Genomic DNA, 14,627 nt, shown 5'->3' with positions numbered 1-14,627 from the left:
ATTCGGAACAGGATTCGATTTGGATTTTGTTACCGGCTGACTTCTCAGCCGGATTGATGTTTATTTCGTGTCTTTAGAGGTTTTCAACTTTTAGAGGTTTCAACTAAAGGGGATTAAGCTTTTGCTGTTTCCGCTTTTTTGCTCTTGTCGAAAATGCCGCCTTTCAATGTTTCTGGTAGAGATAGCCACAGTAGACCAGCCAGAATCCATACGATTGGTGAACCCCACATTGCTGTTGCTAGGTCTGAACGCTCTTGGATGAATACCAACACCATTGGGGCCCACATGCCGATGATACGACCACCGTGGAACAGCGCTGCACCGAAGCTACGTAAGTGAGCTGGGAACAATTCAGAGAAGTAACCACCCCATACCGCAGAAGCAGACAAACCGAAGTTGTAGATAAGGCCTAGGATAGCCAGCATGTTTAGGCTGCCGATCATCACGTCGCTTGGTGCCACGAAGAATACTGAAGCCATTACACCCGCAAGGATGAAACCAAACGCGTTCACTTTACGACCGTATTTGTCAGCGATTGCACCCCATACCCAAGCACCGAATAGCGAACCGAATGCAGAGATAGAGAAGATGATGCCGATAGTCGCACCGTCGAATTGACGCACGTCTTTTAGGTACGTTGTCACAAAACCAGAGAAGAATTGGTAACCGTAGAAATTAAGACCAGCCAATAATAGACAAGTAATCGTTAGCTTGCGGTATGGTGCGCTTAGCATTTCACCCCAAGAACCTTTCTTCGCTGGTTTATTCGATGCTTCAGCAGCGGCTTGCTCTTCTTCACCGTAGGCGATCACTTTCTTGTCGCTAGGTAGGATGAAGATCATTAATGCAGCAGCAACGAGAGGAGGAATACCACCTACCCACATTAGGCTCTGCCAAGGCGCATCAACACTAGAGATGAATGCTGCATACGCGCCCATTGCCATTAGAGCCACAGAGAACATAGAAGAGGCGAATGCTGTCAACTTACCGCGAACTGAAGGCGTGAATAGGCCGATCATCAAGCTCACAGCTACTGTGAAGTAACCACCTAAAGAAATACCGATGATGAAACGCATTGCTGCCCACATCGCGTAGTCAGTAAACATCATATTTATGATGGTTGCGCCACCGTTCAGTGCAGTGATGACAATAAGAGTCGATTTCTTACCAAAGTTTGATGCCACCCATGCACAGCTTAAGGCACCAATAAGTGCGCCAACCGACTGCCATGTATAGAACTGAGCGGTATCCGCTAAGTTAATACCATCATACGCATCAACGATGTATGGGCGTACGTAGTCAATAATTACAAAGTTATAACAATAGAAAAAATAGCCAACTAGAATTGCAAGATAAGCAGCTACCCTTTGAATCATAGGAACTTCGCTCATGTGTTTTTTAGTAGTCATGACCGATAAACCTTTATTTTTTATAGGGTGTTTTTAGTTTCGATTATTGTGTGGCGGTTATTGAATATCACCACACCATCTTCATTTCGGGAGAGATAATAGAATTTTTGTGGTTATTAGATCCGTGATCAAAGTCAATTTTAAAATGAGTGCGTACCCATTTTGTGCGTTTTAGTGATCTTGATCTCATTAGATCGTTGTTTTGGGACTTTTTGAGCATTTAGAGTGTTTAATCATCTAACTTAGTGACAATACTCACACTTACTGTGGGTTTTTGAGGGAAAATATCGATTTTTGAGTACTATTGGCGGCGAATGAATTGCGAAATATAATAAACGGAATCTAAAAATGGTTACGTACTCAAGTTTTGTGGTTATTGCTTTATATGTACTAACTACTTTATTTATCAGTTACTTAGTAAATAAGCGTTATAGCGTTGGTGGTGATTTTTCAACGGGCGGAAAACAATTTGGTTGGTTTACGGCAGGTGTGTCGATTCTTGCAACCTACATCAGCGCGATGACGTTCGTGGGCATGCCGGGTTGGGTTTATAGCTCAGGCATGGAAGCAATGAGCGTCCATTTGAATTACCCAATAGTGATCTTTTTCGCTGTGGTTTTCTTTGTCCCGGTGTTTTACAAACTCGGCCTGACTTCGATTTATGAATACCTAGAGCACCGCTTTGGCGTTGTTGCTCGCACGATCAACTCAATCGTGTTTATTGTGGTTCAGTGTATTTCGGCTGGGGTAATTTTGTATGCAGTTGCACTGATCTTGGTTCAAGTGCTGCCGGTGAGTATCTCCGAGGCGATCATCTACATCAGCTTATTTACGGCTTTGTATACTTATGCGGGCGGTATTTCGACCGTCATATGGACAGACATGCTGCAGTCGGCGGTACTGATCATTGGCAGCATTGCGATCTTTGCCCTATTGCTGATGAAGATTGATGCGGGCGAGGTGCTGTCTCCTGAACATCTAAACATCATCAATCTCGATTTCGACTTGGGAGTTGATACTACATTGTGGGCGGGTGTGGTTGCCGTGAGTTTCTTACACCTGAGTGTGTACGGCACTAACCAATTGATTATTCAAAGAACATTGGCAACAAAAAACGTTGAGACGGCACAGAAATCGATGCTGCTATGTGGTTACGGCGCCTTCTTTATCTACTTGTTTTTCTCTGTAATGGGCGTTCTTCTGAGTGTCTTTTATCAAGACCAAAGCTTTGAAAACAGCAATGAAGTGATTCTCGATTTTGTGTTTAACCATACCAATCCCATCATTGTTGGTTTGGTGATATCCGCACTGTCTGCAGCAGCGATGTCGACCTTGGATTCGACTTACAACTCGATGGCGACAGTGGCAACGTTCGATTTCTATAAGCGCTTTTTCCGTAAGAAAGCCTCTGATGCACACTATGAATCGGTGGCAAGAAAAATGAGCCTTGTCGCGGCGGCTTCGGTTGTTGTGCCCGCTTTATTGGCCGTTTCAAATGAATCTGTGCTCAAGACTATCGCTAGCCTGACTTCCATTTTTGTCGGCATTCGTCTTGGCTCTTTCATCCTGGGTTTGTTCTTTAAACGAGCTAACGAGAGCGGCGTAATTGCGGGCAGTATTGGCAGTGTGATTGTGGTGTTCATTGCAAAATACTATGGCATATCTTGGCCTTGGTTCGCCTTAATCGGCACTGTGGTTTTCTTAGTGCTAGGTGTTGTCGTTAGCCATTTCTATGGGCAAGTAACTGAACAACAAAACGAATTTATCGCCAAGCAAAAACACTTGTTTGCAAAACCTACGGCAAGCCATTACGGCTTGCTAGTGTTCGCTGTCGTTACGATTGCAGCTTGTACTGTTATTCCTGATTGGCTTTATGCCGCTCTTTCTTAATGAGTAAATTTTCTCAACTGGCTAATTTTTAACAGGTAGATGTATGCTGTCCATTTTTGATATCTATAAAATTGGTGTTGGGCCATCAAGCTCACACACTAACGGCCCAATGATTGCGGGTTTCCATTTCACTCAATTAGTCGCGGATAAAATCACGGAAGTGGTTCGTGTTCAGGTCGATCTTTATGGTTCGTTATCGTTAACCGGAATAGGGCACCATACCGACAGAGCAACCATCTTGGGTTTGCTTGGCAATAAGCCTGATACGATTAAAATCACTAGCGCGAATGAAGCGATGCGCCTTGCTATCGACAGTGGTGAAATGCAGCTGAGTGGCCATCACACCATTGGCTTTAATTACCAAACAGACATGCTATTTCACGAAGATAATCTGCCTTTACATGAAAATGGCATGATGATTACCGCGTTCGACCAAAGTGGAAATGTGATTGTAGATGAAACCTATTACTCGATTGGTGGTGGTTTTATTGCTACAGCGGATGAACTGGAAAATGGCACTCAAACCCAAGCCGTAGAAGTCCCTTATCCTTTTAAGAATGCCGATGAAATGCTGAAAAAAGCAGAAGACAGCGGCATGAGCTTGGGTGGCATGATTCTGAAAAATGAAGCGGCTTTCCAAGGCGCTGATGTTATCTCAGAAAAGGCCGATCAAATCTGGCGAGTGATGACTCGTTGTATGGAACGCGGCTTTGAAACAGAAGGCATTCTTGATGGCGGTTTGAACGTGACACGTCGTGCGCCGAACCTGCTGAAAAAGCTGGAAGCAAATGCGGCCGTTGAAAACGACCCAATGGAAATCATGGACTGGATTAACTTGTTTGCTTTTGCGGTGAGTGAGGAAAATGCAGCGGGCGGCCAAGTGGTGACATCACCCACTAATGGTGCAGCGGGCGTTATCCCTGCGGTGTTGATGTATTACCATCGCTTCATTAAAGAACTCGACACTAAGCAACTGAAAGACTTTTTGGCAGTATCGGGTGCGATTGGTATTTTATACAAAACCAATGCTTCTATTTCTGGTGCGGAAGTAGGGTGCCAAGGTGAAGTGGGCGTGTCGTCTTCTATGGCGGCAGCGGGTTTAACAGCGTTACGTGGTGGCAGCAATGAGCAGATCTGCATTGCAGCCGAAATTGCGATGGAACACTCATTGGGTATGACATGTGACCCAATTGGTGGCTTAGTACAAGTGCCATGTATTGAACGAAATGCGATGGGCTCGATGAAAGCGATTAATGCTTCGCGAATGGCACTCAAACGTAACAGTAAAAGCCTGATTTCATTGGATAAGGTTATCGCGACTATGTATCAGACGGGTAAAGACATGAATAAGAAGTATCGTGAAACGTCTCTAGGTGGTTTGGCGCTGATTCATTTAGCTCACCCTTGTGAATAGCAAGAGTAAATAAACGATATCTGTTTCAAAATAACAAAGCCCAGCCCCTAAGTTTTAGAAATCTAGGGAGCTGGGCTTTTATTTTGCTTAAAGAAAAGGGCTGTCAGGAGAAGTGAACTAGTCCCCAAGAGGCAACTTATAGCTGTTTTTCAACTCTTTAACCGAGATATTCGACTGAATCGCACTCACGCCTTTGACTCGTCTGATCGAGCTAATACGCTCAAAGTACTCTTCTAAATCTTTCGCTAGCACTTGAATCATATAGTCGGCGCCGCCTGCAATACAGTGACACATAGGAATCCAATCGGTTACTTCGACAAACTCTTCAAACGGTTCCGTGTTTTCAACCTCGTGGTTGCCCAGTGTCACTAGCGTAAAGCCTGCAACATGAAAGCCTAACTTTTTACGATTCAGCTTAGCGGCGTAACCATCGATATAGCCCGTCTCTTCCATGCGTTTCCAACGGCGCCAGCACGGGGTTTCGCTGAGGTTGACCTTCTCTGCGAGCTTACTGTTGCTCATGCGTCCGTCTTGTTGGATATGTTCTAAGATGGCGATATCTGTGTCATCTAACACTTCTTTGGTGGATTCTTTCTGTTTCATGGTGTTTTTAGAAAAGTCTTGCTCAAATTTGGATTAATATTAGCCTATATAGCAATTTAATTCCTAGTCGAATCTGTAAACTCTCTCCGTATAAATACTTTACTTATTAGGAGTGAGAGGAAATGAGCTCTCAGTTAATGCTGGCGTTCTTGCTGTTTTCAATATCTATCGCAATTACACCTGGGGCAGGCAATATCGCATTACTTGGGATTTCAAGTCGTTATGGGTTTGCTGCGACTTTACCTTTTATCTCTGGGAACGCTGTTGGCATCATCATCGTACTGGCGGGTTCCAGTGTCGGTTTGGTGAGCCTATTTACCCTTTATCCAGAGCTGTACAATATTTTGAAATACGCGGGCGCGGCTTATTTGCTGTTTATGGCGTGGTCGATTGCTAACATGCAAATCGAAGAAAGCACCACTGATAATCGCTCGGGCTTTATGTCTGGCGTATTGGTGCAGGTGTTAAACCCTAAAGGTTGGATTGCGTCATTAACTGTATTCTCACAGTTCATCACTCCAAACGCAGACTACCTGATTCAAGTCGTGACCATTATCGCGGGTATGGTTATTACCGGTGTGCCGTGCATGTTGGTGTGGGCGTATTGCGGCACCATGCTTAAAAAGTTACTGCAATCACCAAAACAGATGATGTTTGTGAACCGTTGCTTGGGCGGAAGCTTAGCGATGGTGGTTGCCTTTATGCTTTATCAACCAGCATAAAGCCTCTCTACAAATAAAAAAACCACTCCTAAATCCATAGGAGTGGTGTCTAAAAATCGACTAAGTGGTTAACAATAATTAGTAAGTTACTAATAACTCGCAAGTTAACAAGAACGTTTTAAGGAATGTTTGCTTAAAAGATTAAGCGGTTTCAGCTTCTTTAACCGGAGCTGAGTTACGGATTAGGTGGTCAAATGCACCTAAACTTGCTTTAGCACCTTCACCCATCGCAATGATGATCTGTTTGTAAGGTACTGTTGTTACGTCACCCGCCGCAAACACACCTTTCATTGACGTTGCGCCATGAGCGTTAATTTCAATTTCACCGCGTGGTGAAAGCTCAACTTTCGAACCCTTCAACCATTCGCTGTTTGGCATCAGGCCGATTTGAACAAAGATGCCGGCAATGTCGACTTGCTTCAGCTCATCGGTGTTACGATCTTTATATTCCAAAGCCGTTACGCGGTTGCCATCACCAATCACTCGCGTTGTTTGCGCCATCTTGATGATTTCGATGTTTGGTGTTGCGTTCGCTTTGTCGATCAGCACTTGGTCTGCACGTAGTGTGTCTGCAAATTCAAGTACGGTTACGTGTTCAACGATACCCGCTAAATCAATCGCCGCTTCGATACCGGAGTTACCGCCACCGATAACCGCTGTTTTCTTACCTTTGAACAGTGGGCCGTCACAGTGTGGGCAGTAAGCGACACCTTTATTGCGGTACTCTTGCTCACCCGGAACGTTCATTTCACGCCAGCGTGCACCGGTACTGGTGATTACCGTGCGAGATCGTAATGTTGCGCCGCTCTCTAGTTCAACGTGGATGTAGCCGTCTTTTGTGTCTTCTGCAGCGATGATGTTAGCCGCGCGCTGCTCAGTCATTACTTCTACACCGTACTCTTTTACGTGTTCCTCTAGGCTAGCTACTAGCTTAGGGCCGGTGGTTGCTTTTACTGAGATAAAGTTTTCAATCGCCATGGTATCCATTACCTGACCGCCGAATCGATCAGCAACCACACCTGTGCGAATGCCTTTACGTGCCGCATAAATTGCCGCTGAAGAACCTGCAGGGCCACCGCCTACAACCAATACATCAAACGGTGCTTGTTCGTTTAGGTTTGCCGCTTTCTTTTCTGCTGCGCCTGAATCGACTTTGTTGAGGATTTCAGCCAGTGACATACGGCCTTGACCAAATAGCTCACCGTTAATGAATACGCTCGGTACCGCCATAATGTCGCGAGACTTCACTTCGTCTTGGAATGCGGCGCCGTCGATCATGGTTGTCTTAACTAGAGGGTTAATCGCCGACATCATGTTGAACGCCTGAACTACTTCTGGACAGTTTTGGCATGAGAGTGAGATAAAGATTTCTACATTAAGTTCTTGATCTAATTCTTTAATTTGCTCAATTACGTCCGCTTCAAGCTTAATAGGGTGACCACCACTATGGAGCAGTGCGAGTACCAGTGACGTGAACTCGTGACCCATTGGCAAACCCGCGAAACCGATCGCAGTGCCTTTCTCTTGGTTCACTACCTGCATGATAGGGCGGCGAGTGCTTGCGTTATCATCTCGAATTACTTCAATTTTGCCGGTGAGAGAGGCGATATCGTTCGCCAGATCTTGAAGTTTGTTCGCGGTATCGCTGCTATCAAGGCTCAGCACTAACTGAACATTGGTTTTTAGGTTTTCTAAGTATGCTTTTAGCTGCTGCTTCATTGCTTGATCTAACATAATCGTGCCTGCTCTTAAATTCTGTGTCTTGGTATTGACCAATACCTTCTTGCTGAAAAAGGAAAAATAAAAAGGGGGCGCAAGTCGGCAAATATTGTGGTGTTGATGGTTTGAAAGGGTGGCGCGCAACTGCCCTTTAGGAGGGAGGCCGAAGCGCGCCTGTAGAACCGTTTAACTGTTCTGTTTTACTTGTTCTTTCTTAGCAGTTCTTGTTTGAACTCGGCTTTGATTAAATCTTGCCTACTAGATCTAGAGATGGCGCTAGAGTCTCTTCGCCTTCTTTCCATTTAGCTGGGCAAACTTCACCTGGGTGAGCGGCGACGTATTGTGCTGCTTTAACCTTGCGTAGTAAGTCTTCAGCGTCACGGCCAATACCTTCAGCCGTGATTTCCATTGCTTGGATAACGCCTTCAGGGTCGATTAGGAAAGTAGCACGGTCTGCAAGGCCTTGACCCTCACGCATAACGTTGAAGTTGTTTGTGATGTTGCCTGTTTGGTCGCCTACCATGAAATATTCGATAGTGCCGATTTTGTCAGAAGTATCGTGCCATGCTTTGTGAGAGAAGTGAGTGTCAGTTGATACTGAGAAAACTTCTACGCCGCGAGATTGAAGCTCTGCGTATTTGTCTTGTAGGTCAACTAGCTCAGTTGGACATACAAACGTGAAGTCTGCTGGGTAGAAGAAGAATACAGCCCACTTGCCTTTAACGTCTTGCTCAGTGATTTCTACGAACTCGCCGCTTTTGAATGCTGTTGCGTTGAATGGTTTGATTTCTGTGTTGATCATGATTCGACTCTCTTTCTAATTTGTAGTGTTTAACGCTATCCCGCGTCGATGGAGATATATTGCATTCGCACCGGAAATTAGTGAAATCGGACATTTCTATAGATTCAATAGGTAAATCCTATCTTTGAAAGAACAAGACTATCGATAAAAGCTATCAACAAGAATTATCAACAGAACTTATCAACAAAAGCTATCAAAGTGGGCAGGGCTCTATTTGGGTAGCTATGCTCTTTAGGTTGTTATCTATTTAGGCTTACCTCTATTCACGTAAACATCTATGTAGGCATGGCTTCTTTAAGTGAGAGGAGGTTTCATGCTAATTGGTAAATAACGAAATATTATCATTAATATAATTTATGATAATTTCAGTTAATCACTGTCTCTCCCTATACTCTCTTCATCGAAACGAAACATCGAAGCCAGTCTTCGAAGCACACAGAATTAAAAACGAATTTGGAGCAAGTTATGAAAATGAATCACGTAGGCCTAATGGTTGGCGATATGGACAAAGCAGTTGAGTTTTACACGAAAGCTTTAGGTCTAAGAATCGTAATGAACAACACTAAAGTGATGGAAGAGCGCGAATCAGCAATCGGCCGTATGTGTATTGCAGTATTTGGCGAAGGCTTCAAAGGCTTCAACATTGCACACTTAGTAACATCTGATGGCATCGGTGTTGAGCTGTTCGAAATGAAAGAGCGCCAAGAGCGTCACGACGTTGATTTCTCTCGCTTAGGCATTTTCCATTTCTGTTTGCAACTTCCAAAAGAGCAGTTTCATTCAGCTATTAAGCGCGTTGAAGAGTATGGCGGAAAGGTTCGTATGGACATCATGCGTTACCACCCAGAAGACGAACTAAAACAAGCACAAATGGTTTACCTAGAAGACCCGTTTGGTAACCTATTCGAATTCTACTCGCACACATATGAAGATACGTACGCGACTGATTACGAGTAATAGCGTTACCTACCTGTCATCAGGTAGAAATACTGAAACACCCCCTGAAGAGGATTGGTAGAGATACCAATCCTTTTTTTGCTTGGGGGAAGGTAACTTGGATTTGGACACATTATGAGATTCAAAGAGCTAAGATCAATAGCTGAGGTAATCCATCATTTGAATTAATTGTATGCGGATCTCATTGCTTGTTTGACTGTGCCAATAACCCAATGCAAAAGACAATAAAGGGATGCCGAACATAATTATTAGCACTAAAACGAGGAGGTGCTTAGATGACAGTTGCCAACCATTACGCGTTTTTAGTCCAAGAGCTTGTTTATTTGGACAAGCTGCAACACAACGTAAACAAGCTTGGCATTCATCCGTTCGAATTTGTTTAGTGGTGTGAATAATAATATTAGAAGGACATGCACGAGTGCATTTGCTGCAATTCAGATTATCTTTTTCATTTAAACAATGTTTAGTGTCTCGACGAATTTTAAATGGGCTGAATAGGCTTGTTATCCCGAGTAGTGCGCCATAAGGACAAAAGTAACGACAAAAAGCACGTTGTCGCCATGCCGACATTAATAGAATGACTGCTAAAACACCAAGAGTGATCATTCCTGGTTCAACGAATACCCAAGCGGTTTTTACATCAGCGATTTTATGATAATTGCCATTAAGGTAATAAGTCAGGCTCGCGACAGGCATTCCGACTGAAATAAAGGTAAAGAAAGCTAACAATAAGTACTTCATCATACGTAATGGCCAGTCGAGCCAAACCGGTGGTAAATACGCTTTCTTCACGAACTTTAAGCGTAATTTATACAGATACTCCCCAGCGAGACCTAACGGACAAATCCAACCACAAAATGCACGTTTGCAAGCAATACCAGTCACTAATACAGTCACGAGCATAACGGCACCTGCAGGATGGGTTTGATCCCAAAATCCAATAGAGAAGATCGCTTTAAGTTGAATGGCTGCAGCAATAGGCAAGAAAGCATCTGTAACATCCGGTCGCATGAAGCTTGGAGATATTTGATGAACAAGAAGCCATGTGTGAAGGGTGTATTGGATCGCCACTAAAAAAAATGAAAGTGCCATCGCGTGTTGGCTGACTTGACGCAAAACATTTGTCTTAGATGAAGCCGTAATGATGGTCGGTTTAAAGTAAAAAACGGAAGAGATAACAATCATCGCTAATGACAGAGCAATGAGTAGAGGCCAGTAGGCTGCGCTCAATACAGCAATAATGATAATGCAGGAAGTTATCATGCTACCGAGCTTTTTACCGCTAGTGTAGAGAACACAAATGCTATAAATCAATGCAAGCATTAAGGTAAAAGATTCGATAAAAGTCATATAGCCACCGTTTAATTGCAGAATGGCACTATAGATTGCATGTAAGAGTATGTCTGACGATTAATGAACTAACTTACCTATCTTTGATTTGAGTTAATTTTCATCAATATATCGTATAACCATTAAGGGTGGTTTTTTAAGAGGGTGGGCTGGTTTTTTTAATAGAGTGAACTGGGATTATTAATATCGAATTCAGTTAACCTTGGTGTTTGCTTGTAAGCTTATGTCCTGCCCTAAACCCTTTAGATAACAAAAATTGTAAATAACTAAAAATTATCATTAATATAAATTATGATAATTTCATTTAATTAACGTGTCTCCCTATACTCTCTCCATCGAAACGAAAGACCGAAGCTAGCGATCTTAAAGCACAAAGCTAAAAGCGCTTAAGGCACAAAGCTAAAAACGAATTTGGAGCAAGTTATGAAAATGAATCACGTAGGCATCATGGTTGGCGATATGGACAAAGCAGTTGAGTTTTACACGAAAGCTTTAGGTCTAAGAATCGTAATGAACAACACCAAAGTGATGGAAGAGCGCGAATCAGCAATCGGCCGTATGTGTATTGCAGTATTTGGCGAAGGCTTCAAAGGCTTCAACATTGCACACTTAGTAACATCTGATGGCATCGGTGTTGAGCTGTTCGAAATGAAAGATCGCCAAGAGCGTCACGACGTTGATTTCTCTCGCTTAGGCATCTTCCACTTCTGTCTACAGCTTCCAAAAGAGCAGTTTCATTCAGCTATTAAGCGCGTTGAAGAGTATGGCGGAAAGGTTCGTATGGACATCATGCGTTACCACCCAGAAGACGAACTAAAACAAGCACAAATGGTTTACCTAGAAGACCCGTTTGGCAACCTATTCGAATTTTACTCGCACACATACGAAGATACGTACGCGACTGATTACGAGTAATAGCGTTACCTGCCTGTCATAAGGTAGAAACCGAAACACCCCTGAAGAGGATTGGTAGAGATATCAATTCTCTTTTGGTCGCTTTGGGGAGGTAACTTGAAGTTGGACAGCAGTGAGTCAGAGCAATTGCCCATTCAGAAATATATGGATTAGTTTAAATATTTGAGAATCATATTCTGTCATCTACTGCGAACAATGATAACGCAGCCTCAGTGTTACTTTGATTGAAATAGGGATAAATAACCGCCCTTATTTCTTCTAAAGAGCCAAGTTTTATGTATTACAGCCACTCCTTTTGTTGTTAGCAATATGGCCTAACTAAAGGACGGTTATTCACTATTTTGTTTTTCCCCGTTTCCTTTGCTGTATACAAAGCTTGGTCAGCCATTTCTAATAGTTTCCTTGGTGTTTCTTTCGCTTTCGTTAACGCTGCGACTCCAAGGCTTATTGTAATAAGCAATGAAGTCTTCGTTGTTTTAAAAGGGGTGTCTGAAATTTCGGAACGCAGACGTTCGCCAATAATAAAGGCATCATTTAAATTTGTCTTCGGTAAAAAAACGACAAACTCTTCTCCGCCAAATCGTCCTAAGATATCGTCATCCCGCAAAGCGTTACGACAACGTCTTGCAACATCCAGTAATACCTCATCACCAACAGCATGACCGTAGGTATCATTCACACTTTTGAAGTTATCTACATCAATCATAATTATCGAGTACTCGTGACCACAATTATTCGCATTATCGATGTCGTCATCACCGAGTGCGAGTACTTTGCGGCGATTGTATATCTGAGTCAGTCCATCAATTTCTGCGTTTCTTTTTAGTTCTTCAAGGGAGCTGTATTCACGTCGACGCATGATAGAGAACTGAAGGTACACATACGCACCAAAAACATTGACAACAATAAAATATAGCAAGGTGGTATATATATACTCGGGAGACGCATGGCCAAGCAAAATGCTAGTTATCGAGAAAGTCGCGCAACCTATTAAACAAACCGCCAAGATCCATATAAAGCGCGGTGGAAAGCTCAGGTAGAACAATAAAATAAGGACTGGCATGGCCGGGATGCCAACATAATCCATTATTTCACCTTTGATCGCCAATTCACCTGATTCGCCAAATAGAACGGAAAATAGAAGTACACAAACTCCTATATTTAATGCTCTCGTATGCTTCTTATGTAAAATTCCTAATAAAGATACCGCTAAAGCGATTAACAGCACCGATGATCGCATAATCAATAGGTTTCTAAACATCGGTTCAGAGGTAATCGTTAGAAAATCGCCAATTATAGCTAAAAAATAGGCCGTTCCTCCTACTAAACTGGCAAATATCATTCTTTTACGGAACCCATTCCATTCACTTTTTCGGAAGGTGAGTTCCATTACAGGGTCAATAAATTCGCCCATCCACCCAATTTTTTTCATACTACAACACCTGTATTAACGGTTTAACATGAAAGCCTAAATTAGATTGTTAACGGCTTTGTAGTTCTTTATTAGTAAGTAGAATTATATGGTTATTCTAAGTATGGAAATATACCGTACTATAAGATAACAACGTAATACCCTTGTTGTCTATGTGGTATTTATACTGGTTTGTTATTAGTCACCACAGTTGATGTGATAGGAAAGGGGCAAACCCACGTTAAGCCGAACAAAAATATCTTAAAAAGGATTGGTAGAGATACCAATCCTTTTTTGTTTAGGGTATGTCTGAATTGACGTTGGACAGAAGAATGTTCGCGGCTTTACTCAATTAGCATTTAGGGGATTCGCTAGAATGTTGCCAAACCTCGATTTTAGTGGCTAAGCACACTGAACTCACTGAACTCACTGAACCCCTCAAGCTCATTCATCCGCTATAGTGGTTAAAATCGGCTTACCATATTTATCCATTAATCCCTCTAGCTTTAGATTAATAATTTTTGGTTCTTTATCGTCAATGGATATCCACATGATATGGTCCATATGAAATCCTCGACTAGAAGGTGTCAATGCGCCTCCTGTTGTCGCTAGTTGAATGTAATCCCGACCTTTTTTCTCTTCATAATAATAGGTATGTTCGTGACCGTTCATTACGGTGTATGAGAAATCTTGCAGTGCATGCTCTAACCTCACGAAACCTGATGATGTATCACTCCATAATGGCTTGTGCATTAGAACAAATACCCATTTCACATCTTTGTTCTCTTCAAGTGCGTCTAAGAAGTATTCGAGTTGCTCATCACTTATTTGGCCATACTTACGTTCTTTTAGTCGTGCGTATTCGGTGGCTGCGAAGGCTTCTTTCCCTTCTGTTTTATAGAGCTCAACCGCCTCATTACGCAACGTTTTGATTTCATTGAAACGCTTGGCGGTAAAGTCTTCGGAATCAAGCATTAAAAATAATAGATCTCGGTGACGGAAATGATAGTAACGGGGGCCGATGGTTGACTCCCACCAGTCACGCATCTTTGTGTTGGAGATGTCATGGTTGCCCACCACAGGGTAGAACGGAATCTCACTACGCTTGGTTATATCAGCAAACACTTTCCATTCTGAGTTCATGGTCACTACCTTTTCCGTACCACCCTCAATTAAATCTCCTACGGAAAGAATAAAATCTGGCTGCATCAGTGTGAGAGCATTAACTGCATCAGAATATACGCCAGTACGCTCTCCGCCGGTTAAGTCTCCAATAATGGCAAATTGCACGGTGTTTTCATTCACTTCTGGTGCGTCAAATTTAATATTTGATTGTGCGAGTACATTGGCTGCAAACAGACAACTGAGTAGGTAAATAGTTGATTTCATATTTGTATCATCTTAGCTCATGGAGTGTTCGATTGATTTGGGATCG

The 14,627-nt window shown here is 42.9% G+C and carries 12 protein-coding genes; 5 read left to right on the top strand and 7 right to left on the bottom strand.

All coding sequences use genetic code 11. From position 1 onward, the window contains the following. Window positions 1–113: 113 nt before the first annotated feature. On the bottom strand, window positions 114–1,409 hold the full coding sequence (locus OCV36_RS10895) for an MFS transporter (RefSeq protein ID WP_017073526.1): 1,296 nt from the start codon (window positions 1,407–1,409) through the stop codon (window positions 114–116). 348 nt (window positions 1,410–1,757) lie between these two features. Between OCV36_RS10895 and OCV36_RS10890 the strand changes: the two genes are divergently transcribed. Together OCV36_RS10890 and OCV36_RS10885 are read left to right on the top strand one after the other, a co-directional pair. Next, window positions 1,758–3,299: a sodium:solute symporter family transporter gene (locus OCV36_RS10890; protein WP_017073525.1), complete on the top strand. Its 1,542-nt coding sequence runs from the start codon at window positions 1,758–1,760 to the stop codon at window positions 3,297–3,299. 43 nt (window positions 3,300–3,342) lie between these two features. Beyond that, the gene (locus OCV36_RS10885; RefSeq protein ID WP_135458940.1) at window positions 3,343–4,713 is read left to right on the top strand and encodes an L-serine ammonia-lyase; all 1,371 of its coding nucleotides are present in this window, start codon (window positions 3,343–3,345) and stop codon (window positions 4,711–4,713) included. A 117-nt stretch (window positions 4,714–4,830) separates the two neighbouring features. Here the strand turns inward: OCV36_RS10885 and OCV36_RS10880 are convergent, their stop codons facing one another. Beyond that, window positions 4,831–5,316 (bottom strand): Lrp/AsnC family transcriptional regulator, encoded by a 486-nt coding sequence (locus tag OCV36_RS10880; protein WP_004736367.1) that lies wholly within the window; start codon window positions 5,314–5,316, stop codon window positions 4,831–4,833. 122 nt (window positions 5,317–5,438) lie between these two features. Here OCV36_RS10880 and OCV36_RS10875 point away from each other — a divergent pair, with 122 nt between their 5' ends. After that, window positions 5,439–6,038 carry a LysE family translocator gene (locus tag OCV36_RS10875; RefSeq protein WP_017073522.1) on the top strand — a complete coding sequence of 200 codons (600 nt, stop codon included), beginning with the start codon at window positions 5,439–5,441 and terminating at the stop codon, window positions 6,036–6,038. 141 nt (window positions 6,039–6,179) lie between these two features. On the opposite strand, the gene ahpF is transcribed toward OCV36_RS10875, so the two are convergent. Continuing rightward, entirely contained in the window at window positions 6,180–7,772 is a 1,593-nt protein-coding gene (gene ahpF / locus OCV36_RS10870; protein WP_135458938.1) for an alkyl hydroperoxide reductase subunit F, read from the bottom strand. A 229-nt stretch (window positions 7,773–8,001) separates the two neighbouring features. Continuing rightward, complete coding sequence (gene ahpC / locus OCV36_RS10865; protein WP_017073520.1) at window positions 8,002–8,559, bottom strand: alkyl hydroperoxide reductase subunit C; 558 nt, start codon at window positions 8,557–8,559, stop codon at window positions 8,002–8,004. Window positions 8,560–9,024: 465 nt separating this feature from the next. Between ahpC and OCV36_RS10860 the strand changes: the two genes are divergently transcribed. Next, window positions 9,025–9,516 carry a VOC family protein gene (locus tag OCV36_RS10860; RefSeq protein ID WP_029224848.1) on the top strand — a complete coding sequence of 164 codons (492 nt, stop codon included), beginning with the start codon at window positions 9,025–9,027 and terminating at the stop codon, window positions 9,514–9,516. Window positions 9,517–9,651: 135 nt separating this feature from the next. Here the strand turns inward: OCV36_RS10860 and OCV36_RS10855 are convergent, their stop codons facing one another. Next, complete coding sequence (locus tag OCV36_RS10855) at window positions 9,652–10,866, bottom strand: 4Fe-4S binding protein (protein WP_135456700.1); 1,215 nt, start codon at window positions 10,864–10,866, stop codon at window positions 9,652–9,654. A 423-nt stretch (window positions 10,867–11,289) separates the two neighbouring features. Here OCV36_RS10855 and OCV36_RS10850 point away from each other — a divergent pair, with 423 nt between their 5' ends. Beyond that, a complete protein-coding gene (locus OCV36_RS10850; protein ID WP_135456698.1) occupies window positions 11,290–11,781 on the top strand; it encodes a VOC family protein in 492 nt (163 codons plus the stop codon). Between the two features lie 301 nt (window positions 11,782–12,082). On the opposite strand, the gene OCV36_RS10845 is transcribed toward OCV36_RS10850, so the two are convergent. Both OCV36_RS10845 and OCV36_RS10840 read right to left on the bottom strand, forming a co-directional pair. Next, window positions 12,083–13,213 (bottom strand): GGDEF domain-containing protein, encoded by a 1,131-nt coding sequence (locus OCV36_RS10845; protein ID WP_135456696.1) that lies wholly within the window; start codon window positions 13,211–13,213, stop codon window positions 12,083–12,085. Window positions 13,214–13,636: 423 nt separating this feature from the next. Beyond that, window positions 13,637–14,581, bottom strand: a complete 945-nt coding sequence (locus tag OCV36_RS10840) for a metallophosphoesterase family protein (RefSeq protein ID WP_135456694.1) — start codon at window positions 14,579–14,581, stop codon at window positions 13,637–13,639. Window positions 14,582–14,627 lie beyond the last annotated feature (46 nt).

This window comes from Vibrio echinoideorum (assembly GCF_024347455.1).
In the GTDB taxonomy this organism is placed as follows: Bacteria; Pseudomonadota; Gammaproteobacteria; order Enterobacterales; family Vibrionaceae; genus Vibrio; species Vibrio echinoideorum.
Note: the sequence above shows the minus strand (reverse complement) of the source record. Positions and strands in the feature narration are given on the sequence as shown.

Bases quoted from the DNA above. Each gene is read 5' to 3' on its own strand.
- OCV36_RS10895 (WP_017073526.1), bottom strand. From the start codon at position 1,409: ATGACTACTAAAAAACACATGAGCGAAGTTCCTATGATTCAAAGGGTA.
- OCV36_RS10890 (WP_017073525.1), top strand. From the start codon at position 1,758: ATGGTTACGTACTCAAGTTTTGTGGTTATTGCTTTATATGTACTAACT.
- OCV36_RS10885 (WP_135458940.1), top strand. From the start codon at position 3,343: ATGCTGTCCATTTTTGATATCTATAAAATTGGTGTTGGGCCATCAAGC.
- OCV36_RS10880 (WP_004736367.1), bottom strand. From the start codon at position 5,316: ATGAAACAGAAAGAATCCACCAAAGAAGTGTTAGATGACACAGATATC.
- OCV36_RS10875 (WP_017073522.1), top strand. From the start codon at position 5,439: ATGAGCTCTCAGTTAATGCTGGCGTTCTTGCTGTTTTCAATATCTATC.
- ahpF (WP_135458938.1), bottom strand. From the start codon at position 7,772: ATGTTAGATCAAGCAATGAAGCAGCAGCTAAAAGCATACTTAGAAAAC.
- ahpC (WP_017073520.1), bottom strand. From the start codon at position 8,559: ATGATCAACACAGAAATCAAACCATTCAACGCAACAGCATTCAAAAGC.
- OCV36_RS10860 (WP_029224848.1), top strand. From the start codon at position 9,025: ATGAAAATGAATCACGTAGGCCTAATGGTTGGCGATATGGACAAAGCA.
- OCV36_RS10855 (WP_135456700.1), bottom strand. From the start codon at position 10,866: ATGACTTTTATCGAATCTTTTACCTTAATGCTTGCATTGATTTATAGC.
- OCV36_RS10850 (WP_135456698.1), top strand. From the start codon at position 11,290: ATGAAAATGAATCACGTAGGCATCATGGTTGGCGATATGGACAAAGCA.
- OCV36_RS10845 (WP_135456696.1), bottom strand. From the start codon at position 13,213: ATGAAAAAAATTGGGTGGATGGGCGAATTTATTGACCCTGTAATGGAA.
- OCV36_RS10840 (WP_135456694.1), bottom strand. From the start codon at position 14,581: ATGAAATCAACTATTTACCTACTCAGTTGTCTGTTTGCAGCCAATGTA.